The sequence below is a fragment of the Planococcus rifietoensis genome, from assembly GCF_001465795.2.
Lineage (GTDB): Bacteria > Bacillota > Bacilli > Bacillales_A > Planococcaceae > Planococcus > Planococcus rifietoensis.
This window is the reverse complement of record NZ_CP013659.2, coordinates 2,846,674-2,870,441: the sequence shown is the minus strand read 5'-3', so window position 1 is coordinate 2,870,441 and position 23,768 is coordinate 2,846,674. Positions and strand designations below refer to the sequence as shown.

Below are 23,768 nucleotides of genomic sequence, written 5' to 3'. Positions count from 1 at the left end.
GAAGAAGATTTTTCGATAATGGCTAAGTGGCTTAGCACAAGAGAAGTACTGGAATTTTACGGAGATGTGAATTCACCCTTCACGATACAACAAGTGAAACAGAAATACGGGCCAAGAATCCAAGGGCAAGTAGCTGTCCATCCATATATTGCGGAGCGAAACGGCATACCTTTTGGTTTTATGCAGCATTATCAATTGGCTAAAGAAGTGCAAGTCGACTATGGTTACCCACTTGTGTTAAATGTACAGGGTATCGATCAATTCATCGGAAATCCTGCACTCTTCAATCAGGGAATCGGAACATTGATGGTCAAGTCTTTCCTGGATTATCTTATGGACTTGCCCACAGACACCGTAGTTTTAGACCCCGAGGTTTCCAATCCAAGAGCGATTCGTTGTTATGAAAAATGCGGATTTGTGAAAGTGAGAAAGATAAATGGCGGAAAGAAATGGTTGATGGAATTTAGCAACTCACAGTAAATGCTTTTAGTTAGAAGAATAGCAGTGAATTGAGAATTATTTGACAGATTAGAGCAATTTTTTGTGAACAAAAAGTCAAAATTTACAACAACACAAAAGCAGTTAAATGCAGTTCCCGCCGTTCGGGGGTTAAGGGCAATTGTCGTGTGAAAGTAAGCGTATTCTTATTCCGGATCCACATAAAACAGCCGAGCGGATGTATTCATTCAACAGCCCGAAAGGCGTATAATCCTCCTTGCATAAAATACCGTATTTAAAAAGGAGAAGTAGGATGAATACTCAAAAACAAGGAGAAGTGAACTGGAAGTTGCTCTTGATTTGTGTCGCTATCGGTGCGGCTATCTGGTTCATTCCCGCACCTTCTGGATTGGAAACGGATGCCTGGCATTTGTTCAGTATCTTTGTGGCTACGATTGTGGCATTGGTGATCAAACCGATACCGATGGGAAGCACGGCGATTCTCGCGCTGACAATTATTGCGCTAACCCAAATTCTTACCTTGGAACAATCGTTAAGCGGATTTCAAAACACGACCATTTGGTTGATTGTCATCGCTTTTTTCATTTCACGCGGATTTATCAAAACCGGTTTGGGGACACGTGTTTCTTACCTGTTTGTCCGGCTGTTCGGCAAGAAAACGCTCGGCTTGTCGTATTCGATGCTGCTGAGTGATTTGATTTTGGCACCAGCCATGCCATCGAATACCGCGCGAGCTGGCGGTATCATATTCCCGATCATTCGCTCGCTTTCAGAAACATACGAATCGAGAGTCGGAGACGGCACGGAGCGGCGCATCGGGGCATTTTTGGTCAAAGTCTCGTTCCAAGGAGATATGATTACTTCGGCGATGTTCGTCACGGCCATGGCCGCGAACCCGCTCGCTGTTCAGATTACTCAGGAAATTACCGGGGAAACAATCACCTGGGGCGGTTGGGCGCTCGCCGCATTAGTGCCTGGCTTGATCAGTTTGGCGCTCATTCCTTTTGTGATTTACAAATTGTACCCGCCGGAATTAAAGGAAACACCGGAAGCCTCTGCCATTGCGGTAGAGAAATTGAAGGAAATGGGGCCGATGAAAAAAGAAGAACGCTATATGATCGGCGTCTTCGTCCTGCTGTTATCACTCTGGATTTTTGGCGGAAACTTCGGCATCAGCGCGACGACCAGTGCGTTCGTCGGGCTTTGTGTGCTGCTGCTCAGCGGGGTGTTGACCTGGTCGGATATCAAAAAAGAACAAGGTGCTTGGGATACGCTCGTCTGGTTCTCTGTGCTTGTCATGATGGCGACGTATTTGAACGAATTGGGCATGATTCCTTGGTTTAGCGATTTGATGGGGAATGCTGTTGGACAACTGTCGTGGATGATGACCTTGGTTATTTTGGCGATCGTCTATTTTTACTCTCATTACTTCTTTGCCAGCAACACGGCTCACGTCAGCGCGATGTATGCGGCGTTCTTGTCGGTCATCGTCGCTTCAGGCGCACCACCGCTATTGTCAGCACTGATTCTCGCGTTCTTCTCGAACTTGTTCAGCTGCTTGACGCATTACGGCGCAGGTCCGGCTCCGGTCTTTTTCGGAAGCGGCTATGTCAGCCAACAGAAATGGTGGAGCCTTGGGTTCATCATTTCCCTGATCCACATTGTGGTCTGGTTTGGCGCAGGCGGCCTATGGTGGAAAGCGCTTGGCCTTTGGTAATAAAGAATAAATTTCTCAAACTTTTTTCTCTGACAATAAACAATGACTTTGGAGGATAGCGATGGAGCACAAAATGAAACTTTACGAAGAACCTTTCCGGGCAATCCAGTCCGGAAAGAAAACGGTGGAAATCAGGCTTCATGATCCAAAGAGAAGAAAATTAAAAGAGAACGACACGATAGAATTCACGAAACTGCCCAGCGAAGACGAAAAACTACTAGTGAAAATCACAAAGTTATGCACATATCCGACGTTTCGAGAAATGTTCGAAGACATTCCCGCTGAGAAATTCGGAATTGTGGATAACAATATTGAAAAACGCGTTGAATCCATCCACACCCTCTATTCACCAGCGCGTGAACAAGAATGGGGCAGCTTGGCAATCGAAATCGAGCTGCTTTTCCCCTGAAACGGTGGATAAACTGTTGAAGGAGCTGTAAAAATGACAAAAAGCATAATTATGTTTTCCACAGGCTTACTAATGTTTATGGCTGGTATGTATATATCCACATACTTATCCACTTTTGCGGTGGCTGTTGGTACTGCGCTTGCTGTAGCAGGTGGGTGGTTTATGGGGAGCAGCTCCTTTTTCTTACTAAAACCTACGAAGAAATCAAATTAGGATGTTCAATTTAATTAGAGGTGAGTTATGCACATATTGAAAAATATTATTTTGAGCTTCCTTGGTTTGTTTTTGCTGACGGGTGGATTCGGGGTTTTGCTGCTGTATTTGGATGTAGGGCAAAGCTTGATTGCCTGGCTTGGTGTAAGTGTCTTCGTAATCGCGGGCATTGTGTTGGCGATTGTCTGGATTGCAAAAGCGGGGGATAGCAAGAAAAAAATAACGAATGCTGTCTTTCTGATAGCTTCTTCTATTTTGTTCTGGATTTTTACGCTCTTTTTATTCGCCACAAACTTTCTGCTCTATGATGTCGAATACGACATGACAGAAGCAACGGAGCTGACGCCTGAAGAGAAGGTAACTTATTACCGCCGAATGATCACAGGAGAGGACGATTCCATTGATTTAGCTACACTGGATTCAAAAGAAATCAATGGAATCACATTCTATTTTGCGCCGGGAAGCGAGCCATTAGAAGAAATGGAACTATTGGTAGGCCTTGTAGAAACCAATCGTCCACAACTGCAGCATGAGCTGGGCGGTGAAACCGACGCCCCAGTGTCTTTCGTTCTCTATGGAGAGAATCTCGACATGCCGATTCGGGAAACGATTGAGGCGGAGTACAGCGGGTTTTACAAAGAACACGATCAGACGATTCATTTGCCTCTGCCGATCGACAAAGTATCGGCTATGCATGAATATACACACCATCTGTTCTTCGGAATCGCCGAAGAGCGGGGGATGTATAGTACTGAAATTCCTGTTTGGTTTATAGAGGGTGTGGCTACTTATTTGTCGGAAAAAGAGCAGGGACTGCCATTCAATGCACATGACCCATATGAACATGTGGCTTTTGAAAACTTGGAGAACCCAGGTGGTTGGGAAAATCATTTGTCTGATCCCTTTAATCCGTATATTCAAAGCCGTGCCTTTTTAGAATTCGTGCTAGAAGAGGAGGGAGAAAGCGTTCTTCCAGGAATTTTCGCAGAGATGGAACATTCTTCGTTCGAATCGAGTTTTAAAAAAGCGACCGGAAAAACTCTAGAAAGTTACGAGGCTAAGTTTTTTGTGAGTTTTGAACAGCTGAGTGATTTATGGAAAAGAGCAGATTTATTAGCGCAGCAACAAGGGAAGTCAGAAGAAGCATTGGAGATTTTTCTGGAAATTGCAGAATCTGCACCTAATTTAGAAACGCTTAACCATCAGATTGCAAGCCAGTATAGGGAGTTAGGCGACTACGAAAATACAAACCTTTATCGACAGAATGAGCTGAGGCTCGTCAATCCAGAGAGCATAACAGGAGTATCAAGTGCTTATAATTACATTACTCAGGATTTGTTATTTACGGACGTTTCCGAAGCATTAAAGTATGCGGAAATGGGCGTTGATTCAGCGGGGGAATGGGAGCGTGCTTGGAGTGAAAAGCTCTTTGCCGAAGTATCGGAGTTGGCAAACGACATTGAAAGTGGCCAGCCACTCGAAGGTTATCGTGGTGTGTTAGAAGGAGAAGATACTGTAACTGCATTATTTTCTACAAACGAAAAAGCGAACTTGATCGATGTCGTTTTAGCAAGATACCCCGAAGATCTCTCAGCAAACAGAACCGCATTGATCGAGTTGAAAGAACAGTTTGAAGCTGAGCTGGCAGCTCAACAATAATAAATAAAAAACGGAGCCGATCGACAAGATCAGCTCCGTTTTTTGTATTGCTTTTTATTTTGAAACCAGTTGTGCGAGGGCATCGTTGATCGGTGTTAGCGGGCGGCCGAGCACTTGTTCAAAATCGCTGTTTGCGACTTCGAGCGAACCGTTGCGGATGCTTTCCTGGATGCCGACGACAATCGGGATGGCGAAGTCTGGAACGCCTGCACCCTTCATGACCTCTGCGTATTCTTCGTCGCTTACTTGTTGGACCGAAACTTGGTTTTTCAGCACTTCACCAAGTGCCGAAGCCAGCTGTTCCTGTGTTAACAAGGGACCAGAAAGTTCGTAAGTTTTGTTTTCATGGCCGCTGCCAGTCAATACGGAAACAGCTGCGTCGGCATAATCCTGCTGCAGAGCCCAGCCGACTTTTCCTTCTCCAGCCGAAGTGACCCAAGGCGCGCCTGCTTCTACAGCTTGAATGCTGCCCAGTTCATTTTCCAAATACCAATTATTGCGAAGGAATGCATAAGGGATGCCCGTTTTGATGATGGCCGCTTCTGTCGCTACATGCGGCGGGGCCATCAGGTTTTGGCTTTCTGTCGCATTGGCGAGGCTCGTATAGGCGATAAATTTAACGCCTGCGCGCTCAGCGGCGTGAACCGCATTCTCGTGCTGGCGGATTCTTGTCTCGTTGTCGCCGTCAGTTGAGATGATCAATAAGCGGTCGATTTCTTGAAAAGCTTGATCCAATGTTTCCGGAGCATCGAAATCACCGTGGCGAACGTCTACGCCTTGAGCGCGCAACTCTTCAGCCTTTTCGGGATTGCGGACACTTACAGCAAGATCGCTAGCAGGTACTTGTTTCAATAAAGATGCCACTACTTTTGAGCCCAGTTTTCCTGTAGCCCCTGTTACCAAAATTTTCATCAATAATTCCTCCTGTTCATTCTGTTCATTTGTTGTAACTGCATTGATTACATGTTTAGTTTATTCACTTGTAACCATCTTGTCAGCAGGTTGGATTTAATATATTTTCAGCTCGAAATTTGATACAATTACTTGTAACCGGAACAATTACATCATGTGAAATTCAACATAAATAAGCAATGGAGGGCTCAACATGTCAATCAGCAGCCGATTCGCCGTCGGAATCCACATACTGGCGTTAATTGATTTGAATAAAGAAACCGCCTCCTCTTCCGAATTTATCGCGGGCAGTGTCAATACCAATGCAGCGGTCATCCGAAAGATTATGGGAATGCTGAAAAAAGCGGGGTTGATCGACGTGCAGCCAGGGGTGGCGGGCGCTAAACTTTCGAGAGAATTGTCGGAGATTACGCTATTCGATATATACAAGGCAGTGAACGTGGTTGAGGAGAACGAATTATTCAGCATCCACGATAAGCCGCATCCCGATTGCGTAGTCGGTAAAAACATCCAAAGCACCATCGAACCAATCTTCATGGCCGCCCAGTCGGCAATGGAAAAAGTGTTTCAGAACCTGACGCTTGAAGACATCGTGAAAGATATTGAAGCAAAAGAACATACTCAGTGAAAAGACATTCCATGCGAATGTCTTTTTTTATTGGAGAATATCTTAAGAAATTTTGGGAAGACACAACATTCAATTATTTTAAATAATTTGTGGGAATTATTGGTGTAATAAATGAAAGAGACAACTTCAGAAAAGAACCGAAAATCGAGAAAAAATTTTAAAAGACCAAGATATGGAGTTGGAGAAAATGAGTAGAGCGGGCGTTTATGCGGTGGATATCACTCCGCCGATCGGAATGGAGTTTATCGGTTACCATCGAGAAAACGGAATTCGAAATATCAACGAACGAATATATGCAACGGCGATTGTTTTTGAGTCGGCACAGGATAAAACAGTGTTGATTAGCATCGATAATATCGGCATGCTAATCGAAGATACAGATGAAATTCGTAAGCAAACTGCAGATGCATTGAAGGTTGCAACTGACAATATCATGGTGGCTTTTACCCACACACACTCTGGCCCTGCAACTGCCGGGAATAATCCCGCCATCAAAGCATACAGAGACCAACTAATCTCTAATGCTGTGAAAGCTGCAGTTCTGGCAGACAAAGAGAAGTTCACTTCAGAGATTGGATGGAAGGTTAACCAGGCGGACTTGGGAGTAAATCGAAGAGAAAGAACGGCAAACGGCAAAGTGAAAATGGGTGTAAATGATGCGGGCGCAGTGGACTCGCGAATTGGATTAATGGCCATAAAGAATAGGCAGACTGAACAAATCGGGGGACTTGTCATTTTTTGTACAGCCCATCCGAATGTGCTGAAAGGCGAAAGTGAAATTTTATCCGCTGATTATCCAGGACGCGCTAGACAGCTCTTGCAAAAATCATTGGATTGTCCAGTCGTGGTGATCCAAGGGGCTGCAGGGAATGTGAATGCAAAATACCGCGGATCTGTTGAAGCATTGAATAAGATGGGGACTATTTTGAGTGAATGTGTCTTAAAGATGCTTCCAGAAGTCCAGTTTAAGCCGATTTTTTCATTAGAATGTGCAACTGCCAAATTGCCGATGAGGCTAAAAGACATACCGGTCCCGGAAAAAATACACGAAATCGCAGATGTAACGGAAGTCGAGTGGGGAGTAAAGACGGAGAAATGGCGAAATGTTTTAACCGACATGCATAACCAAAGTATTAACGAGTTGGAAATCGATTTAGAACTGCAACTTTTTCAAATTAATGAAGGAGCGTTTTCAGGAATTCCAATGGAGCCGTTTGTGGAGACGGCTATTGAATTGAAAAACGAAGTGAAAAATGAATTATTCTTTTTTGGCGGCTATACCAACGGTTATCTCGGCTATTTGCCTATAAAGGAAGCCTATCCAGAAGGTGGATACGAGGTTGAATTAAATCCGGTTGTGTACGGGCCAATTACAAACTTGTGGATGCCGCCGGAGGAATCGACTTCTGAACATGTGATTAATAAAGTTAAAGAGCTATACAAATCGGTTCAACCCAAATAGCAAGTTGAATACGCTAATTGAATGAATAGCAGAGGTGACTCATGAAAGACAAAATCGAAGAAACCTTCAACAGTCTCGCTAACGCATACGAACATTCAGTAGACGCAGAAAACCTATACAATAGCGAATACGAAAGGCCGGCCATGCTGGCTCAGCTGCCAAAGGATTTAAGGGAACAAAGAATATTGGATGCCGGATGTGCAGCCGGGTGGTACACAAAGCAATTGATGGATAGAGGAGCGCAGGTGACCGCTGTGGATATGAGCACGGAAATGGTCGAAGCTACAAAGAGACGTGTGGGCGATAAAGCGGATGTCATCTGTTTGGATTTGGCATGTGAATTGCCCTTTGAAGACGGGGGTTTCGACTGTATCGTCAGTTCGTTGACGCTCCATTACATAGAAGGCTGGGATTTCACATTCAAAGAGTTTCAGCGCATATTAAAACCTGGAGGAACTCTGCTGTTCTCGGTCCATCATCCATTCACCGATATCAAGCTATCACGGGAAATGAATTATTTTTCAACTGAATTGATCGTGGACAAATGGAAAAAGGAAGGAAAAGTCTATAAAGTCCCGTTTTTCAGAAGGCCGCTTGGCGACATTTTAGCGAAAACGCTTCAATATTTCTCACTGGAAGATATCATCGAACCGAAGCCGACAGAAAAATTCAAAGAGCTGGACACGGAGCGTTATGAACGCTTGATGAAAGCGCCGAACTTTCTGGTTGTAAAAGCACGAAAAGGAGAATAGAAAATGACGCACATAAAGACAGATAGATTGATGCTTATCACTTTTACTGCAGAAATGATGCAAGCTGCGATGTTAAACGAGCGTGAGTTAGAACAAGCTGCCGGTTATCAAGCCGTCGATGGCTATCCTTCTGATGACTATAAAGAAATCCTCCCTTTCAAAATTCAGCGCTACAGCCAGTATCCTGAAGAAAATGAATGGGAAGGCTTGATTGTGCATCAACAAGATCAAATCATTATGGGAGACATGGGCTTTAGGCGAAGCACGGACAATCCGGAAGAGCTGGAGCTGGGCTATAGTATTGTGCCTGCTTACCAAGGGCATGGATACGCAACGGAAATGGCGCAGGCGATTATCTCTTGGGGATTGACACAAGACGGCATTAAAAGGATTATCGCGAGCTGCGACAATGATAACCAGGCTTCTATCCGTGTATTGGAAAAAGCAGGACTGAAAAATCTTGGCGAGCAGGACCATAAGATACACTGGTCGACATAAAACAATCGATTTTGTGCAAAGAGGTGAAGAAAAATGGAATACAGATTCCAAAAAATGACGCAAGAGCAAGCGCAGGACATTGCGGAAAACTGGCGTTATGAAGGAGACTATTCCTTCTACGATATGGACGCAGATCCGGAAGACTTGGCTGAGTTTCTGGATTCTGAGAAACGTGAGGACAGTTATTTCATGGTTTTTCGGGGTAATGAAGCCGTGGGTTTCTACAGTTTCGGGCAAATGGACCAAGAGACGGTGGATATCGGGCTCGGCATGAAGCCGGATTTGACCGGTCGCGGACAAGGTTCTGCGTTTTTGAGGGCAGGGTTAGACTTTGCCAAAAGCAATTACCATCCGCAAGAAATCACTTTGTCAGTAGCGGCTTTCAATAAGCGGGCCATCAAGCTATACGAAAACCTTGGATTCAAGGAAGTCGAAACGTTCGTGCAGGCGACGAATGGCGGGCATTTCGATTTTGTGAAAATGGAATTGGATGGTTGACGAAAAACTGAAAAGTGGGAGGTGAGGATGTGAGAGAAATTGATTCGGACAAAATGCATCCTTCCGTAAACAAGCTATTGTCTTATGCCACTTCTGCTGAAAAAGTAGAGCGGGAGTATGAGAAATACATGGCTTCTCCAAACCTCAAACTATACGGCGAAGCGGCTGCAGATGAATTTTTTGCTTGCATCGGAATCGCATTGTTAGAAGAAGGCAACTGCGAAATCCGGCATATCGCCGTGTTACCTGAGCAGCGCGAGGAAAATATCGCGAGTGGAATGATCGATGCAATCTGCCGGCTGTATCACCCGGATCAAATCTTTGCTGAAACCGATCGGCAAACAGTGGGGTTTTACAGAAACTATGGATTTTCTATTGCCAGTTTAGGGGAGAAGTATCCAGGAGTTGAACGATTCCGCTGTGTATATAAGGTGGAATTTTAAGAATGTCTCTATAAAAGGAAGCGAGTCGAATGAGTTATGATTGGAATAATTGCCCGCAGGAGTTAAAAAATTTTATAGCTGATTTGATGGACGGGATAAACGATATGATTGAACAACCGCCAGTGGGCATGTATTTGCACGGCTCCCTGGCAATGGGCGGATTCAATCCGAACAGAAGCGATATTGATCTGCTGTTGGTGACGAAGCGGCCCTTATCTATGCATCATAAGCAGGAATTGGCGCATTTCTTTCTGGAGAAATCCAGCAAGCCTTTCCCAATTGAGATCAGTTCATTGACTCTCGAGCAATTAGAAAGCTGGAGTCATCCAACGCCGTATGATTTTCATTTCAGCGAGTATTGGCGTGAGCGCTATGAGACTGAGTTAAACAAGTACATAAATAATAAAGAAAAGACCGATGGCGATTTGGCTGCGCATTTCGTAATCTTAAAGCATCGCGGCATTTGCCTGGCGGGTCGTCCGATTGAAGAAATTTTTCCGAGTATCCCTCAGCAGGACTACTTGGCTTCCATTTTGGAAGACTATGAAGAATGCTTGGAAAAGATACACGAAAAACCAGTGTATTGCACATTGAATTTAGTTCGTGTGTATCGGTATGTAAAAGAAGGCAAAATTTGCTCAAAACAAGAAGCGGGCAAGTGGGGGCAGTTGAATTTACCGAAACCATTCACGGCGGTTATTCGACAAGCAGCAGAAGCTTATGAGTTGGATTGTCCGGAAGCTGCTTTTGTGCAAAACGATTTATCGGCAGTGCGAGACTATTTGCGAGATGAAGTCGAGTTGCTGCTCAACACTCCAGATTAAATAGCCTTTTTGAAATCCTTCCTTAAAATTGGAGGGATTTTTCATTGCCGGAGATGAAACAGCTGTTCAATGGTGCATATTAATACAAATGTACATTGACAAACGGCCGATATATTATTATATTTACTTAAGTGAAATTGAGAATCATTATCAGTAATTGAAATTAGAGAGGAATACATTAACCATGAAAATACATAACAGCAAAAAGAACTTGTTTTTAGCACTGGCCGCTTGTGCCGCGCTTGCATTGTCCGCTTGCTCGGATGACAATGCTGCGGGTTCGGCTGATGCAGAAAGCGATAACCCGAATTCCATTACGATGTCTTGGCCGCGTGATATCGGTCCGATGAATCCACATGTCTATAATCCGTCACAATTGATCACGCAATCGATGATTTACGAGCCGCTTGTCAGCTACGAAGAAGGCGGAGAGGTAAAACCCCATTTGGCCGAGTCGTGGACCGTGTCGGAAGACGGCCGTGAATATACGTTCAAGCTGCGCGAAGGCGTCAAGTTTACGGATGGTTCTTCGCTCACTTCCCAAGTTGTCAAAAAGAATTTTGATGCAGTCCTGGCCAATAAAAATTCCCACAGCTGGCTTGGCGTCATCAATGTGCTCGACAAGATCGAAGTCGTGGATGAACTGACATTCAAAATGGTGCTGACACAAGCTTATTATCCGGCTTTGCAGGATTTAGCGGTCGTGCGCCCGGTGCGGATGCTTGGTGAAGCAGGCTTCCCGGAAGATGGCGATACATCCAAAGGAATCACAGAACCAGTAGGGACCGGCCCTTGGGTATTGGACGAATACAAAACAGATGAATATGCGGTTTTCAAACGCAATCCTGATTACTGGGGAGAAAGCCCGGAATTAGAAGAAGTGACCATCAAAATCATTCCGGATGCGGAAACGCGCGTCCTTGCTTTTGAAAAAGGCGAGCTTGACTTGATTTACGGTGAAGGCGTCGTCAGCATGGATTCGTTTAATTATTTGAAAGAAACCGGTGAATACACGACTGATCTATCTGATCCGGTGGCGACGAGAACGATGCTTGTGAATTCAACGAGCGAAAAATTGTCTGATTTGAATGTGCGCCTGGCGCTCCATCATGGATTCGATAAACAAGCGATGGTCGAAGGCATCACGCTTGGCCTTGAGGAAAAAGCGGATTCGATTCTGTCATCCAACTTCCCATATGCGCAAGAAGATATCGAAGCAATCGAGTATGACGTGGAAAAAGCGGCTTCTTATTTGGACGAAGCTGGTTGGAAACTGGAGTCCGGCGGCGCTATCCGTGAAAAAGACGGACAGCCGCTCGAACTGGAATTGATCTACGATAAGACCGACCCGATCCAAAAAGCGATGGCCGAAACGCTTCAGGCGGAATGGTCAGCAATCGGCGTCAAATTGAACATTGCAGGATTGGAATTGACCGAGCAAATCGAGCGCCGCAAAGCGGGCAACTTCGATTTGGATTTCTGGTACAATTACGGGGCGCCTTATGATCCGCATTCCATGATCAATGTCGTCGCTGAAGACGGCTGGGGTGTGGCAGAAGCGCATTCCAATCTGCCAATGAAAACGGAATTGGACGAGCAGGTGCGTGAAGCGCTGGCCTCTACCGATGAAACAAAACGCCAAGAATTATATGGCACTATTTTAACGACTTTACAGGAACAATCGGTCTTCATTCCGATTTCTTATATGAAAAAGACGGTGGCCTATCAAAACAATATCGAATCCTTTGAATTCCCGGCAAACCGCGACGAACATCCATTCAACGATATTTCAGTAAGCAAGTGATAACAGGAGGGCAATCCAATGGTCATCTATCTCATAAAACGGCTTTTTGCGGTTGTTCCAATTATTCTTTTTGCGATTTTCTTGATGTTTGTGTTGGTGCGCTTGTCGCCGGTAGATCCCGCACAAGCGTATCTGGCAGCTTCCAATATTCATCCGACAGAAGAATTGCTGGCTGAAAAGCGCCAGGAATTCGGCTTGGACCGTCCGCTGATTGTCCAATATTTCCAGACAGTCGCAGATATTGTGCGGTTTGATTTCGGCAACTCTTACGTAACGAACACGCCAGTATGGCAAGAAATCACAACGCGTTTGCCGGCAACGCTTCAACTGGCCTTAAGCAGCATTTTAGTCGCCATCATTGTAAGTGTGCCACTCGGATTTTTATCAGCGGTCTATAAGAACAGCTGGCTGGATCATTTCAGCCGGCTGCTTTCCTATTTAGGCGCATCGATTCCACAGTTCTGGCTTGGCTATGTATTGATTTTCTTCTTTGCCGTCAAACTGGACTTGTTTCCAGTGGAGGGCAGGGGAACGTGGCAGCATTTCGTGTTGCCAAGCATCACGCTGTCGCTTGCCTTGATCGCCATTTATACGCGTCTGTTGCGCGCCAGTGTGCTGGAGGAACTGGAAGAAGCCTACGTGTTATACGGCAGAACGCGCGGTTTAAAAGAAAAAGGCATCATGGCCAAACACGTATTGAGAATTTCCATTTCGCCGATGCTGACAGGTCTTGGGATGAACTTGGGGAAATTGCTCACGGGGACGATTATCGTCGAGCAAGTCTTTTCCTGGCCGGGCTTCGGGCGATTTTTCATCGAAGCCATTTTTAACCGGGACATTCCGGTGATCCAAAGCTATGTTGTACTTGCCGCATGCTTGTTTATCGTCTGCAATTTGATCGTGGATATCATCCAGCTGTATTTGGATCCGCGCATTTCACGGGAAGGAAGGGCGCAATTTTGATGACACGTATACGAACTGCATTAAAAGGCAAATGGCCATTCGCGATTTGCTCAGGCATTTTGGTGGTGTTCTTCCTCGTAAGCATCCTGGCGCCGTGGATTGCCCCGAATGATCCGATACAAGTAAACTTGGCACTTAAGCTCATGCCGCCATCCCTCGAATATCCGCTCGGCACGGATCAGCTCGGACGCTGCAATTTGTCCCGGTTGTTGTTCGGAGCCCGTGTTTCGCTCGGGTTTGCGACTTTAATTTTTGTGGCTTCGCTCGGCATCGGGCTGGTCATTGGAACTTTATCAGGCTATCGCGGCGGCTGGATCGATACTTTATTGATGCGCTTTTGCGACGGCGTCATGGCTTTTCCAAATTTAGTATTGGTGTTAGGGATCGTTGGCCTTCTTGGGCCGGGGCTATGGCAAGTGGTCGTGGCGTTGATGATGGTGCAATGGGTGTATTACGCACGCATGATCCGCGGCATGGTCGTCTCGATGAAAGAACAGAACTTCATTACGGCGGCGCGCATCAGCGGGTCGTCCAATTGGAAAATCATCAGGCGCCATCTCGTACCGAATGTGCTGCCGCCGATCATGGTCATGGGCACACTTGAGATGGGTTGGGCCATCATGGACATTTCAGCGCTATCGTTTCTTGGGCTCGGCATCCAGCCGCCTACACCGGAATGGGGCGCGATGATTCACGAAGGCACCAGCTTTATGAGAAGCAATCCAGAACTGATGCTGTATCCGGGATTGATGATTTTGTTCGTGGTCATTTCGTTCAATGTTATTGGTGAATCGTTATCAGAGCAGTTCGGCGTCAAACGGCGCTACTGAAAGGAGAAGACGTATGCATACACAACCAAATGTCCTGCAAGTCGACAACTTGAATATCGCTGCCAAATCCAGCCGAGGGGCTCTTCCTTTGGTGCGGAACGTAAATTTGGAATTAACGCCGGGCAAGGTGCTCGGGCTGATCGGGGAAAGCGGAAGCGGCAAGACGGTCACTTCCATGGCTTTAATGCAGTTATTGGATCAGCGGGCAATGCAAGTCCAAGGAAACATCCAACTGCATGGTCAGGAGCTGAATGGCATGCCGACGAAAGCGATGCGTGCGATTCGCGGCAAGGAAATCGGCTTTATCATGCAGAACCCCATGAACGCCTTTACGCCGGTCTACACAATCGGCAATCAATTCGTCGAAACGATTCGTACACATACAGGGCTTGGAAAAAAACAAGCAGTCGAATTGGCAATCGCTTCACTGGAGAGCATGAATTTAGAAGAACCGGCTAAACTGATGAAAAAATATCCGTTTCAATTGAGCGGCGGCATGCTTCAACGTGTCATGATCGCGATCTCCATGTCTTTGCGCCCGGCTGTCGTTATTGCCGATGAACCGACCACCGCACTCGACGTAACCAATCAGCTGCAAGTATTGAAGGAGCTGGACCGGTTGCGGACAGAATGCGGAACAGCGATTCTGCTGATTTCCCACGATTTAGGCGTGATTTCACAGCTGGCAGATGAAGTGGCGGTCATGCGCCGCGGAGAAATTGTCGAACAAGCGGAAGTGTGCGATTTGTTTGATCGCCCGCAACATGAATACACCAAGAAATTGCTGCAGGCAAGGCCTGTAATGCCATTTACCGACAGCTTAAACCGGCTCGTTATATAAAAGCCGCCAAGGAGGAGCAAGCCATGAGTTTATTGGAAGTGAAAGAGATTACCCATTCATATGGCGCCTCCCGTTCTTTCTGGCGTAAAAAAGAAGTGAAGCCGGTGCTTTCGGGCGTTTCCTTGGCGATAGAAGAAGGAACGTGCCTGGGGCTTCTTGGATCGAGCGGAGCTGGAAAAAGCACGCTCGGAAAAGTCATTCTAGGGCTTGAGAAGCCGCAACAAGGACAGGTGATTTTTCAAGGGCAGGACGTATACGCCATGGATGCCAAAAGCCGCCAGCAAATGCGCAGGAATTTACAAGTCGTGTTCCAGGATAGCTATTCTTCCGTAAACCCGCGCCTGACGGCTGAGAAAATCATTGCAGAACCCTTGGAGAATTACGAAAAGTTGTCCGCCGGCGAGCAGAACCGGGCCATTGCAAGTTTACTGGAGCAGGTCGGGCTTAGCAGCAGCGACATGAAAAAATACCCGCGCGAATTCAGCGGCGGGCAATTGCAGCGCATCAATATTGCAAGGGCGCTTGCGTTAAAACCAAAAATGATCGTGTTGGACGAATCCGTCAGCAGTTTGGATATGGTGACCCAAACGACCATTTTAGAATTATTGCAGGACTTGAAAACGAGGTATGGCCTTTCGTATTTATTCATCACGCACGATATCCGCGCTGCTTATGCCATTTCAGATGCGATGGCGATCATGCACAAGGGGCAAATAGCTGAAGTGTTCCAGGACAAGGACGCTGTGTTTACTTCACAGCAGCCTGCCGTGAAGAACCTGGTGGACGCCATGCTGCCTGAGCATCCGCGCTACCGCAATGCGGCTGCGCCAACAGAAGCCAAGAAACTTTTCTCAAGATAAACTCGTAGAAGGATTGTGGAGAAGGTTTGAACAAGTGGAGGCGATGAATATGAAGAAAGTGAAATTGGTTGCGCATAAAGAAGAATTTTGCGAAGAAATTTTCCGCTTGTCTTCGATGCCGGCGATAAAAGACGCTCTAGGGTTGCCGGACGGCACACTGGACGATACGATCCATTTCAGCCGCCTGGTGAGGGAAGAGGAAAAAGCGGGAACACGAATAGCGCGCGTCATTTTAAACGAGCACAACCAATTGGTCGGCCTGACGGATTTGATGTTCATCGACCACGCTAAAAGGTCTTGCCATATCGGGACATGGATCGGGCAGGAATATTGGGGGCAAGGGTTTAACGAAGCATCCAAAGTCGAGATATTGAAAATCGCTTTTGAAGATCTGGGATTATCGCGTGTTTTTGCAGGAGCAAGAACGGTGAACATCCGCTCTCAAAAAGCGCAGGAAAAACTGCCTTTTATCAGTCTGCATGTAGAAGGTGAATTTCCGGAAGAGCATCAAGCACTCGAGAACAAGGAAAAACAGCCATGCGTTTTACATGTTTTTCGGAAAGAGGATTTTCAAGCGTATCTCGCGAGCATAGATATACAGGAAGAATGACAAAAACACCAGCGGCTGCTGGTGTTTTTAATTTGGCTCCACATGCACATGGACTGCCGAGATATCATAGCGTTTCATGAGTTTGACTTCCACTTTGGTCGAGATATCGTGTGCAACGGCAATGTCTAAATCGCCCGGCACTAAGACGGTGACATCGACGACGGCCCGGTTGCCGTAGTTTCTGGCGCGGATTTCGCGGACTTCGGTGACGCCATCTGTATTAAGCGCAGTTTCTTTGAACGACTTGATGAGCTCTTCATCAAAGCCGTCCGTCAGTTCGTGTGTCGCTTCCCAGAAGATGCCCCAGCCCGTTTTGACGATCAACACGCCGACAAGAAGCGCTGCAAGCGGATCGAGCCATGGCAGATAAAACTGCGCACCGACGATTCCGACGACCGCGGCGATGCTGACCCAGGCATCGGATAAATTGTCTTTAGCGGCTGCTGCAACGGCTTTGCTATTGATGCGCTCGGCTAGTTTTTTGTTATATCGATATACCAAATACATCACGATAGCCGAAAATCCTGCGGTCCAGGCCGAAAGCAGCCCAGGCGTTTCGCTGGTCCCTTGGAAAACCGACACGACGGCTGAGTAGGTGACCTGTAGCCCGACTGCGACAATGATGAACGACGCCACCAAGGAAGCCACCGTTTCTGCCCGCCAATGCCCATAAGGATGGTTGGCATCCGCTGGCTTTTGGGATAATTTCAAGCCGATCAAAACCGCCGTTGACGCAACTATATCGGTGACGTTGTTCAAGCCGTCCGCTTTTAACGCTTCCGACCCAGCCAGGTAGCCAACCCATAATTTAATGATGGATAAAATAATATATGTAGCAATGCTGAGCATCGCGCCCCGCTCGCCTAATTTCAGATTGTCGAATCGTTCCTGTTCCACCTTTAATTCCCCCGTCCTGCAAGTACTTGAGTAGGATACCACCCCGAAATCGAGTGTGTCTATGGCAAAGTTTTTTCAGTATAGCAACTGAAAAGGAGAGAGGAAAAAAAGTTTCGGAAGGGAAAACGAATGAATAGTTAGTCAATGGAACTTTGGGTATAAAGAGAGTAGCGAACAATGCCACAAACTAGAAAGCGGGGCGGACAGTTATGTGCACAGCGATCAGTTTCGAAACGAAAGACCATTATTTTGGCCGAAATCTCGATTTAGATATTTCCTATAACGAAATGGTGACCATCACGCCGCGGAATTTTCATTTTCGTTTTCGTAAAGCCCAGGACACGAGCAATCATTACGCCTTGATTGGCATGGCAGCGGTTATCGACCATTATCCGTTATACTACGACGCCACCAATGAAAAGGGCTTGAGCATGGCGGGGTTGAATTTCCCGGGAAATGCTCATTTCCATCGGGAGGACCCGGACAAAGACAATATCGCGCCTTTTGAATTCATTCCATGGATTTTAGGGCAATGCGAAACGGTCGAGGAAGCAAGAATGTTGTTGTCGAAACTGAATTTGGCTGACATTCCTTTCAGTGAACAGCTCCCAATCGCACCGCTTCACTGGATGATTTCCGACCAGCAGCAGTCGATCGTCGTGGAGTCTGTAAAAGAAGGGCTGAAAGTTTATGATAATCTGCCCGGCGTGCTGGCGAATAATCCCGAATTCGGCTACCATTTGTTCAATTTGAACCAGTATTTATCTGTGACAGCTTCCGCTCCTGAAAATCGCTTTTCAAAACTATTAGACCTCCAGCCATACAGTCTTGGGATGGGCGGCATCGGCTTGCCGGGGGATTTGTCCTCGACTTCGCGTTTTGTAAGGGCCACATTCGCCAAATTCAACTCGGCATCCGGCAGCAGCGAAGCTGACAGTGTTGGGCAGTTCTTTCATATCCTGAATTCGGTGGCGCAGCCGAAAGGGCTCAATGCGCTAGAGGACGGGAAATTCGAATACACTTTGTACTCTTCCTGCTGCAATATGGACAAAGGGATTTACTATTACACAACGTACGACAATAGCCAGATTACGGCGGTGGATATGCACGCCGAAGATCTGGACAGCGCACAACTCGTCTCTTACCCGCTCATTTCGAGCCAGCAGTTCCGTTTCGTCAATTGAAAACAGCGCCCGGAAGAATGCGTTCTTCCAGGCGCTTTGTTTTTTTGACAAAAACGCTTTTGAATTCATCACTGTGGATTTTAAAAGTTTCCGCTTTTGTAATAGGAATATAAAAGAAATCCAAATTGATGGGAATTAATGTTAATATCAATTAAAGAAATCTACGTGCATCCATAGTGATTTGCAAAAGGGGAAAAGGCAATGCAGTATTTTATCGGAATTTCACCACCGAGAAATTTTGCGAACTAAGTGAGTCGGTTCAGAAAGAAATGGCCGGATAACCAAATTGATGAAGCAGTTGAACCGCATATTACCTTAAAGGCACAAGGGGGCTTAACAACCGATGAGAGCTGGATTGAAGATGTGCGAAAAGCCAGTAAGGAAACTGAGCGTTTTGAAGTGATTATTGGAAGAACGGCATTTTTTGGGGAAGAAATTCTGTATTTACAGGTTGAATCGCAGGGGCTGAAGAAATTGCACGAACGGCTTGTTGCGGTAGTTGAACCAACAGATGAAATGATTGCACAGTACTTCGAACTTGATCGATTCGTTCCCCATCTGACTCTGGCAAAAACGAGTTACGGATTGTCGGTACGACAGTTAAAAGAGATGGCGCAACTTGCTAACGAAGAGCTGGAAATTTGCCGCTTTAAGGTTGAGTCTATTCGGATTTATCAGGAAAACGGTAGTGGCGCCTATCGGAAATACATGGACATCCCACTAGGCATACAACAGAACTAAGATAAAAAAATGACAGGAGAATGAGGCAAACATGTTCAAATCATATATGGCCGCAACCGAAAAATACCGAAGCTTCATCATTGCCTTCAACTGTTTGATCGTCCTCATCATTTCATGGGGGAATAATTGGGTGCTGACATGGATTATGGTGGCAGGCCTCATTATTTGCCCATTGATCGGCATCTCGGATTTAAAGCAAGCTCGCATGGAACAAAATTCGGCTCGTTCTACCAAATGATGAAGAAAGGCCCCGCTGCAAATAAGCAGCGGGGCCGTTTTTGAGATTTATTCTTTATTTGCGGCTTCGCGGTATTTAGGGAAATACCCCAAGATAAATGCGAAAGCCGAGAAAATCGCTGCCAACACAATCGTCGGTTGTTTCAACGTTTCACCGACTTTGATGACAAATTCTCCGTTGCCGATCGCAAGGCCCACTAATTGGCTTAATACCATGATGAGCCCCAATGAAATCGACAGCAATAAGCAAATCGTGAAAAGGCGTTCAAATAAATTTTGCATTGTTATTCATCCTCCTTATATTGGTAGAATGCCCATGCCGATGAGCCAACCAATCAACACCACAGGGCAAGCATAATACACAATTAGCATGACGAAGGTTTTTTCAGGCCGTGCCCCGACAATTCCGGAAGCGATGTAGATGGATCCTGAAGCCGGCGGCATTTGTGCTGAAGTAGAAGCGAACGTCATGACAGCTACAGCGGAAATAAGTGGCGAGAAGCCGGATGCGGCCAATATTTCGTAAGAGACTAGCCCCACTGCGGTCAATGTGCCCGTTGAGGTCAATGGGCCGGCAATGGCGGTGACGCCGATTCCGATCAACAGAAGCGTCAACCAAGCGGGCGTGTCAACAGAGCTCATCATGTAGACAATATTGTCGGATAGGCCAAGTGAAGTAAGAACTTCACTGGACGCCACGGCAAAAAATATCAGTGCTCCAATCACGGTAAAACGTGGAATTGATTTTTGTATGAAGGCAGATACCTCCGAAAAAGAACGTGGCGCTGATTTGCCAGCCAACAAGAAAGCAATTGCGATCATCAAGGTTGGAATCCAGATGACGATGTCAATGCTGTCGAGTGCTTCTTCACCGAGTGTAGGGACATTCATGATGAATTCACTGATTGGCCCGATCGTTAACACTAACGGGATGATAGCGCCTAAATAAATCAAAATCGATGTCCAGCCATCTTTTAATGAAACGCTTAATGGGTTAAGCGAATCCGGCGGAAATGCTTTAATGTTTTGTTTCTTGACGAAATACCCAATCATGATCAAGCGGTGTAAAAATTGATAAGCACCGGCAATCAATAAAGCGATGAAAAATTCACCGGTTGTAATGGCGGCAGCGACGGGAGCAAACCCCAAAATGATGAACATGGAAGAAGTGGGAGGGAGGGCAGACGCCATTCCGCCATTTCCGACCATGACCGATGCGGCGATTTCTTTGTTCCAATTATTGCGCATCATCCAAGGGCCTGTGATGGAGCCTGTGGCAGCCGTATTGCCGGAGTCTCCCCCAGATAAAGTGCCCATCACGGAAGAACCCACGGCATCCATGAGAGCAGGAGCGCCGGGCAAACGGCCGACCAGCGAGTTCAAAATAGCCAATAAACGCTCGACGATACCGAATTTGTCGATCACATAAGCCATAAACACGAAAGCGATAGCTGCGTAGAGCACTGAAAATGTAGAAGCGAATTCGATGCCTTGCATGAACAGCGCAAAGGCTTGAGATCCTCCGAGGGGGACAATGGCCAAAAACCCAATCAGGGCCGCTTCTCCCAAGTTTCTTTTCAGTTTCACGCTCCAGAAAACTAAAACGCTTACAAAAATAACGAGTGCAATAATTCCCATTATGCGGTCTCCCTTCTATGTCTCAATCGGAATGATTGATTTTCTCCATGACCTGCTTCCAAGTTTGAGGCGCTTCTCCACTGAATCGTTCTTTGAGTTTTGAATCGGTAAGCAACTGCAATTTATCGCGTGTGGCTTTAGTCATTAAGGTGTCCACTTTATTTTCGTTCAGAAATTCAAGCACATTGTCCATTTCTTTGACGCGCCGCTCTGCGTGGAGCACGTTGCCGGTGATTAAGCGATTGATCACATTTTCGAACGGTTCCTTGTCGATGGTGTCAGTAATCGACGCGGTAATCGTCTCATCAAGGTCCAATTTCTCTGCCACTTCCATCACTTCGTGGAGGAGGGTCGATAGGCCTTTAGTGAAGATGCTGCGGATGAATTTAATATTGGTAGCGTCACCTGCGGCTTCGCTGACATACTCCAAGTTCATCTCCAGATTCTTTCCCTGGCTTATGAAGGCTTCCGCTGCAGTGCCGCTGACAATCATCGGCACTTTATGCTGGTTGCCTTTTAAAGGCCCCATAATGGCCGCGTCTACGAACAGGCTTTGCGTGGCCGCCAATCTATCGCTGATGCCTTGTTTAATATTAGCGGAAGCGGTCGTTAAATCTACGTACAGTGTAGAGTTATTTAACGCCGGCAGAATAGATTCCCACGCGCTTTCTGCATACTGGGCGGGAACTGCGACAAAAAGGATCGCTAAGTTTTGCTCTGCCACTTTCAAAGGGCTGTCGAGCAAGGACACATTCGCTTCCTCAGCTCGCTGAATCATTCTGGGGTCTGTGTGCTGTTGATCGAAGGCGAAAAGTTGAAGGCCGCTCTCGAGATGATGAAACCCTTTTGACATCTCGAATCCAACTTCACCGAAGCCGATAAATCCTATTTTCATAAACTCAAACCCTTTCTGGTATGCCGTGTTTTTTTAATTTATCTTCCAGCCAATTCGGGGCGATCGCGGATTTTTGCTTTGTCCCGGATTGCTGTTTGTATTGGCGAATGACGTCCAGGCGGTTTTGTTCATAGGCCAATTTCTGTTCAGCTTTTTTTATAGTTTCGGAAGCAAGTGCACGTGGAATAACGACGACGCCATCCTCATCCCCCACAATATAATCGCCCGAAGAGACAAATACCCCTGCGCATGTGATGTCTGTATCGAACGAACCGGGGCCTTCTTTTTTGGGGCCTGTCGACAAGAATCCCTTTGCGTAAATTTGAATATCCAGTTGCTCGAGCTCTTTTTTATCACGCACCAAGCCATCGATCACGATTCCCTGGATTCCTAATGCTTCTGCAGCCCCAGCCATTAACTCCCCTAAGTAAGCAGAGTCTTTATGATCTTGCCCGTCCACCACGATGATGTCGCCCGGCTCCACTTCATAAATAGCGTGGTGCAAAAACAAATTATCGCCTTTTGGCAGGGAGACCGTCCGTGCCCGACCAACTAGCGGCTTTTTGTAATTCATCGGCTTTAAACGGTAATCCATTGCATTGTTCATATCCATTACATCCGCGAAGATGGAAGAGCTTATATTGGCCATCTGTTCAATCAACTGTGAATCCTGTTCCAGTGAAGGCTTAGTCATATGAAAAACCACCTTTGTAATATTTATTACTTAAAATTAATTTAAAGTAATTTTTATTACTATACCAATTGATTTTTCTTGTGTAAACCCTTTCATTGAGAAAATCACAAAATAAAAAAACTTTTCAGAAGACGGCTGAGGTCTGCTGAAAAGTTTAGATGCCTGCACAAAGTCAGTGTTATGAATCTTTCGAGGAATTATTGTAGTGGTAATCCATGCCGGTTAGTACGTCGTTAATAAGGTCCAATCGTTCTTTTGTTTGTTCGGATTGTGTAATGGCTGTCGCATTGATCAAGTAGTCTGCGACAACCATCGCCGAGATAGGTGAATTATGAAAAGCGAGGCTATCCGATTCGCAGATGAGAGTGAGATCGGCGAACTCAACAATAGGCGAAGAAAAGCTATCGGTGATGGCCACAATTTGGACCTTCCGTGATTTTGCCGCTTTTACAAAGTCAATAATGCGCTTGGCATAGCGCGGGAAACTGGTGGCAATGATCAAGTCACCTTCATTCATGGTGATGACTTCATCCACCCAATCGCTCGTATCGGCGATGACAAGCTTTGCGTTTCCGGATGTTCGGTTCAAGCCGTTGCTTAAGTATTGGCCAACCGGCAGTCCGCTGCGAACGCTGGTGCAGTAAATGTGGCGTGCAGATATAATCTTTTGGACAGCTGCATCAAGTTGGGCCTTCGGCAGCTGCTCTGCTAAGTTGCGGATATGATGCAAGTGATGAGCGATGGTATTTTCCCACAGGTCGCCTTCAGTAGGACTTTCAAGGTTTAATTTCAGGCGGTTCTGCGGAGCGGTTTGATCCCGCAAAATTTGCTGTAAGCCTTTTTGAAATTCGCTGTAGCCGCTATACCCGAGGTTTGCGGTCAGCCGCATAATGGTTGTAGTGCTGGTATTTACACGCTGCGCCAATTCATACACTGTTAAAAAAGCGACTTCTGAGGAATTTTTCATAATGTAATCTGCAATAGCACGTTGGCCAGTCGTCAGTTTCGACAAATTTTCTTTGATCGATGTTAAAGGATCCATCCCTAATCCGCTCCTTTTCAAGCACAGCTGATTCGTTTTTATTTTTATCTAGTGTACT

The 23,768-nt window shown here is 46.2% G+C and carries 27 protein-coding genes; 20 read left to right on the top strand and 7 right to left on the bottom strand.

Annotated features, from left to right (window positions below; genetic code table 11):
- Positions 1 to 18: 18 nt before the first annotated feature.
- From AUC31_RS14210 to AUC31_RS14190, 4 genes are all read left to right on the top strand, one after another.
- Complete coding sequence (locus AUC31_RS14210) at positions 19 to 480, top strand: GNAT family N-acetyltransferase (protein WP_237150622.1); 462 nt, start codon at positions 19 to 21, stop codon at positions 478 to 480.
- A 271-nt stretch (positions 481 to 751) separates the two neighbouring features.
- Positions 752 to 2,176: an anion permease gene (locus tag AUC31_RS14205; protein ID WP_058382555.1), complete on the top strand. Its 1,425-nt coding sequence runs from the start codon at positions 752 to 754 to the stop codon at positions 2,174 to 2,176.
- Positions 2,177 to 2,237: 61 nt separating this feature from the next.
- Positions 2,238 to 2,585: an ASCH domain-containing protein gene (locus AUC31_RS14200; RefSeq protein ID WP_058382556.1), complete on the top strand. Its 348-nt coding sequence runs from the start codon at positions 2,238 to 2,240 to the stop codon at positions 2,583 to 2,585.
- 240 nt (positions 2,586 to 2,825) lie between these two features.
- Positions 2,826 to 4,457 (top strand): hypothetical protein, encoded by a 1,632-nt coding sequence (locus AUC31_RS14190; RefSeq protein ID WP_058382558.1) that lies wholly within the window; start codon positions 2,826 to 2,828, stop codon positions 4,455 to 4,457.
- Positions 4,458 to 4,511: 54 nt separating this feature from the next.
- On the opposite strand, the gene AUC31_RS14185 is transcribed toward AUC31_RS14190, so the two are convergent.
- Positions 4,512 to 5,369, bottom strand: a complete 858-nt coding sequence (locus AUC31_RS14185) for an SDR family oxidoreductase (protein WP_058382559.1) — start codon at positions 5,367 to 5,369, stop codon at positions 4,512 to 4,514.
- A gap of 193 nt (positions 5,370 to 5,562) precedes the next feature.
- Between AUC31_RS14185 and AUC31_RS14180 the strand changes: the two genes are divergently transcribed.
- From AUC31_RS14180 to AUC31_RS14120, 13 genes are all read left to right on the top strand, one after another.
- The gene (locus AUC31_RS14180; RefSeq protein WP_058382560.1) at positions 5,563 to 5,997 is read left to right on the top strand and encodes an Rrf2 family transcriptional regulator; all 435 of its coding nucleotides are present in this window, start codon (positions 5,563 to 5,565) and stop codon (positions 5,995 to 5,997) included.
- A gap of 187 nt (positions 5,998 to 6,184) precedes the next feature.
- Positions 6,185 to 7,459: a neutral/alkaline non-lysosomal ceramidase N-terminal domain-containing protein gene (locus tag AUC31_RS14175; RefSeq protein ID WP_058382561.1), complete on the top strand. Its 1,275-nt coding sequence runs from the start codon at positions 6,185 to 6,187 to the stop codon at positions 7,457 to 7,459.
- Positions 7,460 to 7,500: 41 nt separating this feature from the next.
- Positions 7,501 to 8,211 (top strand): class I SAM-dependent methyltransferase, encoded by a 711-nt coding sequence (locus tag AUC31_RS14170; protein WP_058382562.1) that lies wholly within the window; start codon positions 7,501 to 7,503, stop codon positions 8,209 to 8,211.
- Positions 8,212 to 8,214: 3 nt separating this feature from the next.
- Complete coding sequence (locus tag AUC31_RS14165; protein WP_058382563.1) at positions 8,215 to 8,709, top strand: GNAT family N-acetyltransferase; 495 nt, start codon at positions 8,215 to 8,217, stop codon at positions 8,707 to 8,709.
- Between the two features lie 33 nt (positions 8,710 to 8,742).
- Positions 8,743 to 9,207 (top strand): GNAT family N-acetyltransferase, encoded by a 465-nt coding sequence (locus AUC31_RS14160; RefSeq protein WP_058382564.1) that lies wholly within the window; start codon positions 8,743 to 8,745, stop codon positions 9,205 to 9,207.
- Between the two features lie 29 nt (positions 9,208 to 9,236).
- Positions 9,237 to 9,650, top strand: coding sequence for a GNAT family N-acetyltransferase (locus tag AUC31_RS14155; RefSeq protein ID WP_058382565.1), 414 nt, complete (start codon positions 9,237 to 9,239; stop codon positions 9,648 to 9,650).
- 29 nt (positions 9,651 to 9,679) lie between these two features.
- Positions 9,680 to 10,474 (top strand): aminoglycoside adenylyltransferase domain-containing protein, encoded by a 795-nt coding sequence (locus AUC31_RS14150; protein WP_058382566.1) that lies wholly within the window; start codon positions 9,680 to 9,682, stop codon positions 10,472 to 10,474.
- A 184-nt stretch (positions 10,475 to 10,658) separates the two neighbouring features.
- The gene (nikA, locus tag AUC31_RS14145; RefSeq protein WP_058382567.1) at positions 10,659 to 12,278 is read left to right on the top strand and encodes a nickel ABC transporter substrate-binding protein; all 1,620 of its coding nucleotides are present in this window, start codon (positions 10,659 to 10,661) and stop codon (positions 12,276 to 12,278) included.
- Between the two features lie 18 nt (positions 12,279 to 12,296).
- A complete protein-coding gene (nikB, locus tag AUC31_RS14140) occupies positions 12,297 to 13,241 on the top strand; it encodes a nickel ABC transporter permease subunit NikB (protein WP_058382568.1) in 945 nt (314 codons plus the stop codon).
- A complete protein-coding gene (gene nikC, locus AUC31_RS14135) occupies positions 13,238 to 14,071 on the top strand; it encodes a nickel ABC transporter permease subunit NikC (RefSeq protein WP_058382569.1) in 834 nt (277 codons plus the stop codon). Before nikB ends, nikC begins: the two co-directional genes overlap by 4 nt.
- A gap of 13 nt (positions 14,072 to 14,084) precedes the next feature.
- On the top strand, positions 14,085 to 14,912 hold the full coding sequence (locus tag AUC31_RS14130) for an ABC transporter ATP-binding protein (RefSeq protein WP_058382570.1): 828 nt from the start codon (positions 14,085 to 14,087) through the stop codon (positions 14,910 to 14,912).
- Positions 14,913 to 14,935: 23 nt separating this feature from the next.
- Positions 14,936 to 15,772 (top strand): nickel import ATP-binding protein NikE, encoded by an 837-nt coding sequence (gene nikE / locus AUC31_RS14125; RefSeq protein ID WP_058382571.1) that lies wholly within the window; start codon positions 14,936 to 14,938, stop codon positions 15,770 to 15,772.
- 49 nt (positions 15,773 to 15,821) lie between these two features.
- On the top strand, positions 15,822 to 16,382 hold the full coding sequence (locus AUC31_RS14120) for a GNAT family N-acetyltransferase (RefSeq protein WP_058382572.1): 561 nt from the start codon (positions 15,822 to 15,824) through the stop codon (positions 16,380 to 16,382).
- A 27-nt stretch (positions 16,383 to 16,409) separates the two neighbouring features.
- Here AUC31_RS14120 and AUC31_RS14115 read toward each other — a convergent pair whose 3' ends face one another.
- Positions 16,410 to 17,279, bottom strand: a complete 870-nt coding sequence (locus tag AUC31_RS14115) for a cation diffusion facilitator family transporter (protein ID WP_058382573.1) — start codon at positions 17,277 to 17,279, stop codon at positions 16,410 to 16,412.
- A 209-nt stretch (positions 17,280 to 17,488) separates the two neighbouring features.
- On the opposite strand from AUC31_RS14115, the gene bsh reads away from it, so the two are divergent.
- From bsh to AUC31_RS14100, 3 genes are all read left to right on the top strand, one after another.
- Positions 17,489 to 18,463 carry a choloylglycine hydrolase gene (bsh, locus tag AUC31_RS14110; RefSeq protein WP_058382574.1) on the top strand — a complete coding sequence of 325 codons (975 nt, stop codon included), beginning with the start codon at positions 17,489 to 17,491 and terminating at the stop codon, positions 18,461 to 18,463.
- Between the two features lie 249 nt (positions 18,464 to 18,712).
- On the top strand, positions 18,713 to 19,204 hold the full coding sequence (locus AUC31_RS14105) for a 2'-5' RNA ligase family protein (RefSeq protein ID WP_058382575.1): 492 nt from the start codon (positions 18,713 to 18,715) through the stop codon (positions 19,202 to 19,204).
- A gap of 31 nt (positions 19,205 to 19,235) precedes the next feature.
- Positions 19,236 to 19,442, top strand: a complete 207-nt coding sequence (locus tag AUC31_RS14100) for a hypothetical protein (RefSeq protein ID WP_058382576.1) — start codon at positions 19,236 to 19,238, stop codon at positions 19,440 to 19,442.
- A gap of 47 nt (positions 19,443 to 19,489) precedes the next feature.
- Here the strand turns inward: AUC31_RS14100 and AUC31_RS14095 are convergent, their stop codons facing one another.
- From AUC31_RS14095 to AUC31_RS14075, 5 genes are all read right to left on the bottom strand, one after another.
- Positions 19,490 to 19,723: a hypothetical protein gene (locus AUC31_RS14095; protein ID WP_058382577.1), complete on the bottom strand. Its 234-nt coding sequence runs from the start codon at positions 19,721 to 19,723 to the stop codon at positions 19,490 to 19,492.
- Between the two features lie 15 nt (positions 19,724 to 19,738).
- Positions 19,739 to 21,079 (bottom strand): TRAP transporter large permease subunit, encoded by a 1,341-nt coding sequence (locus AUC31_RS14090; RefSeq protein ID WP_058382578.1) that lies wholly within the window; start codon positions 21,077 to 21,079, stop codon positions 19,739 to 19,741.
- Between the two features lie 22 nt (positions 21,080 to 21,101).
- Positions 21,102 to 21,974 (bottom strand): DUF1932 domain-containing protein, encoded by an 873-nt coding sequence (locus tag AUC31_RS14085; RefSeq protein ID WP_058382579.1) that lies wholly within the window; start codon positions 21,972 to 21,974, stop codon positions 21,102 to 21,104.
- Positions 21,975 to 21,978: 4 nt separating this feature from the next.
- Positions 21,979 to 22,668 carry an RraA family protein gene (locus AUC31_RS14080; protein ID WP_058382580.1) on the bottom strand — a complete coding sequence of 230 codons (690 nt, stop codon included), beginning with the start codon at positions 22,666 to 22,668 and terminating at the stop codon, positions 21,979 to 21,981.
- Between the two features lie 178 nt (positions 22,669 to 22,846).
- Positions 22,847 to 23,710, bottom strand: a complete 864-nt coding sequence (locus tag AUC31_RS14075; RefSeq protein WP_058382581.1) for a MurR/RpiR family transcriptional regulator — start codon at positions 23,708 to 23,710, stop codon at positions 22,847 to 22,849.
- Positions 23,711 to 23,768 lie beyond the last annotated feature (58 nt).

Excerpts from the sequence above, each read along its gene's own strand:
- AUC31_RS14210 (WP_237150622.1), top strand. The coding sequence starts at position 19 with ATGGCTAAGTGGCTTAGCACAAGAGAAGTACTGGAATTTTACGGAGAT.
- AUC31_RS14205 (WP_058382555.1), top strand. The coding sequence starts at position 752 with ATGAATACTCAAAAACAAGGAGAAGTGAACTGGAAGTTGCTCTTGATT.
- AUC31_RS14200 (WP_058382556.1), top strand. The coding sequence starts at position 2,238 with ATGGAGCACAAAATGAAACTTTACGAAGAACCTTTCCGGGCAATCCAG.
- AUC31_RS14190 (WP_058382558.1), top strand. The coding sequence starts at position 2,826 with ATGCACATATTGAAAAATATTATTTTGAGCTTCCTTGGTTTGTTTTTG.
- AUC31_RS14185 (WP_058382559.1), bottom strand. The coding sequence starts at position 5,369 with ATGAAAATTTTGGTAACAGGGGCTACAGGAAAACTGGGCTCAAAAGTA.
- AUC31_RS14180 (WP_058382560.1), top strand. The coding sequence starts at position 5,563 with ATGTCAATCAGCAGCCGATTCGCCGTCGGAATCCACATACTGGCGTTA.
- AUC31_RS14175 (WP_058382561.1), top strand. The coding sequence starts at position 6,185 with ATGAGTAGAGCGGGCGTTTATGCGGTGGATATCACTCCGCCGATCGGA.
- AUC31_RS14170 (WP_058382562.1), top strand. The coding sequence starts at position 7,501 with ATGAAAGACAAAATCGAAGAAACCTTCAACAGTCTCGCTAACGCATAC.
- AUC31_RS14165 (WP_058382563.1), top strand. The coding sequence starts at position 8,215 with ATGACGCACATAAAGACAGATAGATTGATGCTTATCACTTTTACTGCA.
- AUC31_RS14160 (WP_058382564.1), top strand. The coding sequence starts at position 8,743 with ATGGAATACAGATTCCAAAAAATGACGCAAGAGCAAGCGCAGGACATT.
- AUC31_RS14150 (WP_058382566.1), top strand. The coding sequence starts at position 9,680 with ATGAGTTATGATTGGAATAATTGCCCGCAGGAGTTAAAAAATTTTATA.
- nikA (WP_058382567.1), top strand. The coding sequence starts at position 10,659 with ATGAAAATACATAACAGCAAAAAGAACTTGTTTTTAGCACTGGCCGCT.
- nikB (WP_058382568.1), top strand. The coding sequence starts at position 12,297 with ATGGTCATCTATCTCATAAAACGGCTTTTTGCGGTTGTTCCAATTATT.
- AUC31_RS14130 (WP_058382570.1), top strand. The coding sequence starts at position 14,085 with ATGCATACACAACCAAATGTCCTGCAAGTCGACAACTTGAATATCGCT.
- nikE (WP_058382571.1), top strand. The coding sequence starts at position 14,936 with ATGAGTTTATTGGAAGTGAAAGAGATTACCCATTCATATGGCGCCTCC.
- AUC31_RS14120 (WP_058382572.1), top strand. The coding sequence starts at position 15,822 with ATGAAGAAAGTGAAATTGGTTGCGCATAAAGAAGAATTTTGCGAAGAA.
- bsh (WP_058382574.1), top strand. The coding sequence starts at position 17,489 with ATGTGCACAGCGATCAGTTTCGAAACGAAAGACCATTATTTTGGCCGA.
- AUC31_RS14100 (WP_058382576.1), top strand. The coding sequence starts at position 19,236 with ATGTTCAAATCATATATGGCCGCAACCGAAAAATACCGAAGCTTCATC.
- AUC31_RS14095 (WP_058382577.1), bottom strand. The coding sequence starts at position 19,723 with ATGCAAAATTTATTTGAACGCCTTTTCACGATTTGCTTATTGCTGTCG.
- AUC31_RS14090 (WP_058382578.1), bottom strand. The coding sequence starts at position 21,079 with ATGGGAATTATTGCACTCGTTATTTTTGTAAGCGTTTTAGTTTTCTGG.
- AUC31_RS14085 (WP_058382579.1), bottom strand. The coding sequence starts at position 21,974 with ATGAAAATAGGATTTATCGGCTTCGGTGAAGTTGGATTCGAGATGTCA.
- AUC31_RS14080 (WP_058382580.1), bottom strand. The coding sequence starts at position 22,668 with ATGACTAAGCCTTCACTGGAACAGGATTCACAGTTGATTGAACAGATG.
- AUC31_RS14075 (WP_058382581.1), bottom strand. The coding sequence starts at position 23,710 with ATGGATCCTTTAACATCGATCAAAGAAAATTTGTCGAAACTGACGACT.